The 5,369-nt window shown below is 67.6% G+C and carries 4 protein-coding genes and 1 pseudogene; 2 read left to right on the plus strand and 3 right to left on the minus strand.

Going from position 1 to position 5,369, the window contains the following annotated elements:
* Positions 1–253 (minus strand): annotated as a pseudogene (locus DBR23_RS06315) (hypothetical protein); the annotation flags it as partial.
* A 70-nt stretch (positions 254–323) separates the two neighbouring features.
* On the minus strand, positions 324–1,694 hold the full coding sequence (locus DBR23_RS06320) for a M20/M25/M40 family metallo-hydrolase (RefSeq protein ID WP_108497671.1): 1,371 nt from the start codon (positions 1,692–1,694) through the stop codon (positions 324–326).
* A 158-nt stretch (positions 1,695–1,852) separates the two neighbouring features.
* On the opposite strand from DBR23_RS06320, the gene DBR23_RS06325 reads away from it, so the two are divergent.
* Entirely contained in the window at positions 1,853–2,779 is a 927-nt protein-coding gene (locus DBR23_RS06325) for a LysR family transcriptional regulator (protein ID WP_108497668.1), read from the plus strand.
* Here DBR23_RS06325 and DBR23_RS06330 read toward each other — a convergent pair.
* Positions 2,765–3,949: an MFS transporter gene (locus DBR23_RS06330; protein ID WP_108497669.1), complete on the minus strand. Its 1,185-nt coding sequence runs from the start codon at positions 3,947–3,949 to the stop codon at positions 2,765–2,767. The genes DBR23_RS06325 and DBR23_RS06330 overlap by 15 nt on opposite strands.
* A gap of 240 nt (positions 3,950–4,189) precedes the next feature.
* Here DBR23_RS06330 and DBR23_RS06335 point away from each other — a divergent pair, with 240 nt between their 5' ends.
* Positions 4,190–5,242 (plus strand): peptidase U32 family protein, encoded by a 1,053-nt coding sequence (locus DBR23_RS06335; protein ID WP_199227647.1) that lies wholly within the window; start codon positions 4,190–4,192, stop codon positions 5,240–5,242.
* Positions 5,243–5,369 lie beyond the last annotated feature (127 nt).

Genomic DNA, 5,369 nt, shown 5'->3' on the forward strand with positions numbered 1-5,369 from the left:
GCCCCGGAAGGCCGCCCACCGGGCCATCGTTGCTGATCAGGGGCATCACGGCCTGCACCAGTTGCGGGTTTTGTGCGGCCAGGCTGATCAGCCCTCCCAGGCCACCACCGGCCCCACCCGCCGCAGCGGCGCCACTGCCACCTTGCGACGCGTTGTTGATGACGGCACCCAGAACGGAATCGAGCAAACCCATGGTGTTCTCCTGCAGAGGAATGAAGGGCGGCAGTGCGCCAGCCCGGACGTAACCATCCATGGTACGCACCTCGGCGGCGCTTTCGTGTCAACAATCGTGAACGGGGCGACGCCGCTGGGGTGCCGCGCCACTACTTGGTGCGGGGTGGGCGCTTGTCGAGCAGCGGCGCACTCACACCTTGTACCCCCACCAGCCCCAGCACCGTGACCAGCGAGGTCTGGGCGCCCTTCCAGGCATCCGTCAGGTCGATCCACTCCGACAGCGCGTGGAAGCCGCCCGTCTTGCCGCCGCCCCCGATCACGATGGCGGGGATGCCCAGCGCCATGGGCACGTTGGCATCGGTGCTGGCACCGGCCAGCACCGTCTTGCGGCCAAAGGCGGTGTTGGCGCGCACGGCAGCCTCGACGATCAACGCGTCGGCGGCGGTGCGGCCACCGGGCCGGTCGCCGATGAGCTTGGTCGATGCGCTCAGGGTGTTCACGCCCCAGCGTGCGTTCTCCTCGGTCACGGCGCTGTCCACGGCGGCCAGCACCTGCTTTTCGGTGGCCAGCAGCGGGGCCATTTCGTCGGAGCGGATGTCCACCGCCATGCGCGCATCCGGCGCGATGGTGTTGACGGACGTGCCGCCGCCCACGGTGCCCACGGTGAAGGTGGTCTTGGGGCTCTTGGGGGTGCGGATCTCGGCGATCTTGGCAATGGCGCGGCCCATGCCGTGGATGGCGCTGGGCACCTCGCCGAACGCGGCGTAGCTGTGGCCGCCCGGGCCCTTGAAGGTCACCTCGTGGCGGTGGCTGCCCGTGCCCAGCACCAGCACCGTGCCATCGGGCGCTGGCTCCAGCGCCACCATGCCGTCGATGTCGAGGTGTTCCTTGAACAGGTGCTTCATGCCGCGCAGGTTGCCCAGCTCTTCCTCGCCCACATTGCCCACAAACACCAGGTCGCCCACGGTGGCGATCTTCTGGTCGTTCAGCACCTTGAGCCACGACAGCAGCACGGCCAGTCCGCGCGTGTTGTCGGAGATGCCGGGCGCATACAGCTTGCCGTCGCGCTCCTTCACCTTCACGTCGGTGCCGGAGGGGAACACGGTGTCCAGGTGGGCCGAGATGACCAGCTTGGGCCCGTTGCCCGTGCCCTTGCGCACGCCCACCACATTGCCTTCGGCATCGATGGCGGCATTGGTCAGGCCGAGGGCCTGGAGCCGGGCCAGGAAGGCTTCGGCACGCTTTTGTTCCTTGAACGGCGGCGCCTCGATCTCGGTGAGCATGCGCAGGTCTTCGGTGGCGCGGTCGTGGTCGGCCTTCACGGCGTCGAGCAGCTGCAGGATCTGGGGTGCGGCCATCAGCTGGCCGTAGGCCTTGTCCACGGCGGGACGCAGCGTGGTGGGCGTGGGCGCCACGGCGCCGAACTGTGCATAGGCTGCAGAGGGCAGCAAGGCGGCGCAGGCGAGGGCCATGGCACCCGCAAGGGCTGTGGCACGGAAGGTATGGAGAGGGAGAGTCATGGTGATCCAGCGAAACACGAACACAAACGGAAGGAGCGACCGGCCTGTCCAGCCATCGTGGATGGAGCCGCGGGCCGGCATGCAGTGCCATGCAATTGTTGGACCGAACCCGGCCCCTGGGGTCTGCTTTAATCTGCCGAGCCGACAGTTTTTCTTACATGCGCAAACACATCCCCAGCACCCGTGCCCTGCTTGTTTTTGATGCTGTGGCGCGCCACCACGGCGTGAGCAAGGCTGCCGAAGAACTCTGCCTCACCCACAGCGCCGTGAGCCAGCAGCTGCGCCTGCTGGAGGGCCAGCTGGGCCTGCAGCTGGTGCAGCGTGGCGCGCGGGGCTCCACCCTCACCGACGTGGGCCGCCACTACCACGCGCAGATCGTGGGCGACCTGCTGCGGCTGCAGAACCACACCCTCGAAGCCATGGCCCAGCGGCCCGATGGCGCGCGCCTGCTGGTGGGTTGCGTGCCGGTGTTTGCCGAGCGCTGGCTGCTGCCCCGGCTGCCGGCCTTCCTCGCACAGCACAAAGGCTGCAGCCTGCACTTGCAGGTGTACCCCACGCAGATCTACATGGCGGAGATCCCGTTCGACGTTGCCGTGCAGTACGACGACGCGGCCTGGCCCGGCGTGGTCCCCGCGCCCCTGATGCCCGAGGTCTGCGTGGCCGTGTGTGCACCGCAGTCGCGCCACCGGCGTGCGACAGAGCGCGGCGACTTCCGGGCTGTGCCGCTGTTGCAGCTCAGCTCCCGCCTGGGGGCGTGGGACGACTGGCTGGGCCGCGCGGGCATCGCGCGCGTGCCGGCCCACACCCTGGGCGGCCACCGCTTTGATCTGTTCTCGATGCTGGTGGAGGCGGTGCGCGCCGATCTGGGTATTGGCCTGGTGCCCCGGTATTTTGTGGAGCGCGAACTGCAATCGGGCGAGCTGGTGCTGGCCCATCCGCACCACGACAGCGGTGCGCGGGGCTACAGCCTGTTCGTGGCGCCGGGGCGCCTGGAAGACCCTGCGGTGGCGGCCTTTGCACAGTGGCTGCGCACCACGGTGGCCGCAGAAGGCGCTGCGGCTGAGGTGCCTTCAGACGCCGCGTGAAACGCGCTTGCGCTGCAGACCCAGCCAGGCCAGCGCCAGCCCCGTCACCACAATGGGCACCAGCGATCCGGCATTCAGCAGCGTCCAGCCCTGTGTGGTGACCAGCACGCCCGACGAGAACGCGCTCAGCGCCAGCGTGGCGTACACGCAGAAGTTGATGGCCGCCTGGGCGCGGTCCTTCTCCTCCGGCCGGTAGGCCGTCATGGCCAGCGTGGTGGAGCCGGTGAACAGGAAGTTCCAGCCCACGCCCAGAAAGAACAGCGCAATGCCAAAGTGGTGCAGCTCCACGCCCATCAGCGCCACCGCCACACACGCCAGGTTGAGCAACACCCCGGTGCCCATGATGGGCAGCACACCAAACCGCTTGATGAGGTGGCCGGTGACAAAGCCGGGAGCGAACATGCCGATCACATGCCACTCCAGCACCAGCGCCGAGGCATCAAAGTCAAAGCCACACACCTGCATGGCCAGCGGCGTGGCCGCCATCAACAGGTTCATCACGCCATAACCCAGTGCGGCACCCACAATGGCCACGATGAAGGCAGGCTGGCGCATCAGCACCTTGAGCGGGCGCCCTTGCTCGCGCTGCCCCGCCGCATTGAGCACCACGGACTGCGTCTCGAAGCGGATCGCCGCCATGCACAGCATGGATAACAGCGCCACGCCCATCAGCGCGATGTAGGCACCGGCAAACGGCACCGGGAACAGCGTGCGCGTGGCGCTGGCCAGGTTGGGACCTGCCACGGCGCCCAGCAGGCCACCGGCCAGCACCAGCGACACGGCCTTTTCGCGGTAGTCCGGCTTGGCCAGTTCGGCGGCCGCAAAGCGGTACAGGCCACCGTTGGCGCTGTAGTAGCCCGCCACCACCGTGGCCGTGCACAGCAGCCAGAAGCTGGCGCTGAACGCGGCCCAGGCACACAGCGCGGCCGACACCACGGCCACTGCCAGCCCGATCTGGAACGACACCTTGCGCCCCCATCGCGCCTGGCTGTGCGCCACCAGCGGCGTGGACAGCGCACCGCCCACCACATAGCCCATCACCGGCAGTGTGGCCATCCAGCCAAAGGGCGCGAGCTGCAGTCCCACCAGCCCGTTGATGGCGATGAAGACGACGTTGTTGGTCAGGAAAAGGCCTTGGCACAGGGCCAGCAACCACAGGTTCTTGTTCACGGCAGAGGGCGCCTTTTGGCGTCTTTATGAAATGGATGTCCCACGCAGGGCACTGGACGCAAGTCAAGGCCGGTGGGCAGTGTGGAACGCCGGGAAGGCTGGAGCACATCAAAACCCGACTGCTTTGCTCCGGCATTGTGCACTGCCGTTGATGAAGATCAGCGGATGCGCGGGGAGCCCCCCGTATGGTGGCGCCCAGTGCTGTGGCTCCCCACCGGGGCCAGCGTTTGAATGCTTGTGATGGATCCCTTGAAATCGACGGCCACCGCCTTGCCCGAGGCGGCTGGCCCTGCCATGGAACTGGTTTGCCCCGCGGGCAGCCTGCCCGCCCTGAAGGCCGCTGTGGACCACGGCGCCAACTGTGTCTACCTGGGCTTGCGCGACGCCACCAACGCGCGCAACTTTGCGGGCCTCAACTTCGACGAGGCGGCCATTGCCCAGGGCATTGGCCATGCCCATGCGCGCGGCTGCAAGGTCTTCATGGCACTCAACACTTACCCGCAGGCCGCCAACCCGGGGCCCTGGCGCAGCGCCCTGGACAAGGCGGTGGACCTGGACGTGGACGCCGTCATCCTGGCCGACCCCGGCCTCATGCAATACGCGGTGCAGCACCATCCCCAGCTGCGGCTGCACCTGTCGGTGCAGGGCTCGGCCACCAACTACGAGGCCATCAACTTCTACCGCGAGCAGTTCGGCATCGTGCGCGCCGTGCTCCCGCGTGTGCTGTCGATGGAGCAGGTACGCCAGGTCATCGACCGCACGCCGGTCGAGATCGAGGTGTTCGGTTTTGGCAGTCTGTGCGTAATGGTCGAGGGGCGCTGTGCGCTGTCGTCGTACGCGACGGGCGAATCGCCCAACACGCACGGCGTGTGTTCGCCCCCGAAGGCCGTGCGCTGGGTGGAGACCCCGCAGGGCCGCGAGTCGCGCCTGAACGGTGTGCTCATCGACCGCTATGCACCCGGCGAGAACGCGGGCTACCCCACACTGTGCAAGGGCCGTTTCGACGTGGGGGATGACGAGAACTACTACGCCATCGAAGAGCCCACCAGCCTCAACACGCTGGAGCTGCTGCCCCAGCTGCTCAAGATGGGTGTGCGCGCCATCAAGATCGAAGGCCGCCAGCGCAGCCCCGCCTATGTGGCGCAGGTCACCCAGGTCTGGCGCGAGGCCATGGACCAGTGCCTGGCCTACCCGCACCGCTATGCGCCCAAGACGCGCTGGATGGCCAGCCTGGACCAAGTGGCAGAAGGCCAGCAGCACACGCTGGGCGCCTACCACCGCCCCTGGAAGTAGTGCTTCTCCACAATGACAAAACCCCCGGAGACCGCCCCATGAAACTCTCTCTCGGCCCGCTGCTGTACTACTGGCCCCGCGACACCGTGTTCGCGTTCTACGAGGCCATGGCCGCCACGCCCGTGGA

Origin of the sequence: Acidovorax sp. HMWF018 (genome assembly GCF_003061035.1) — a bacterium.
GTDB classification, from domain to species: domain Bacteria; phylum Pseudomonadota; class Gammaproteobacteria; order Burkholderiales; family Burkholderiaceae_C; genus Acidovorax; species Acidovorax delafieldii.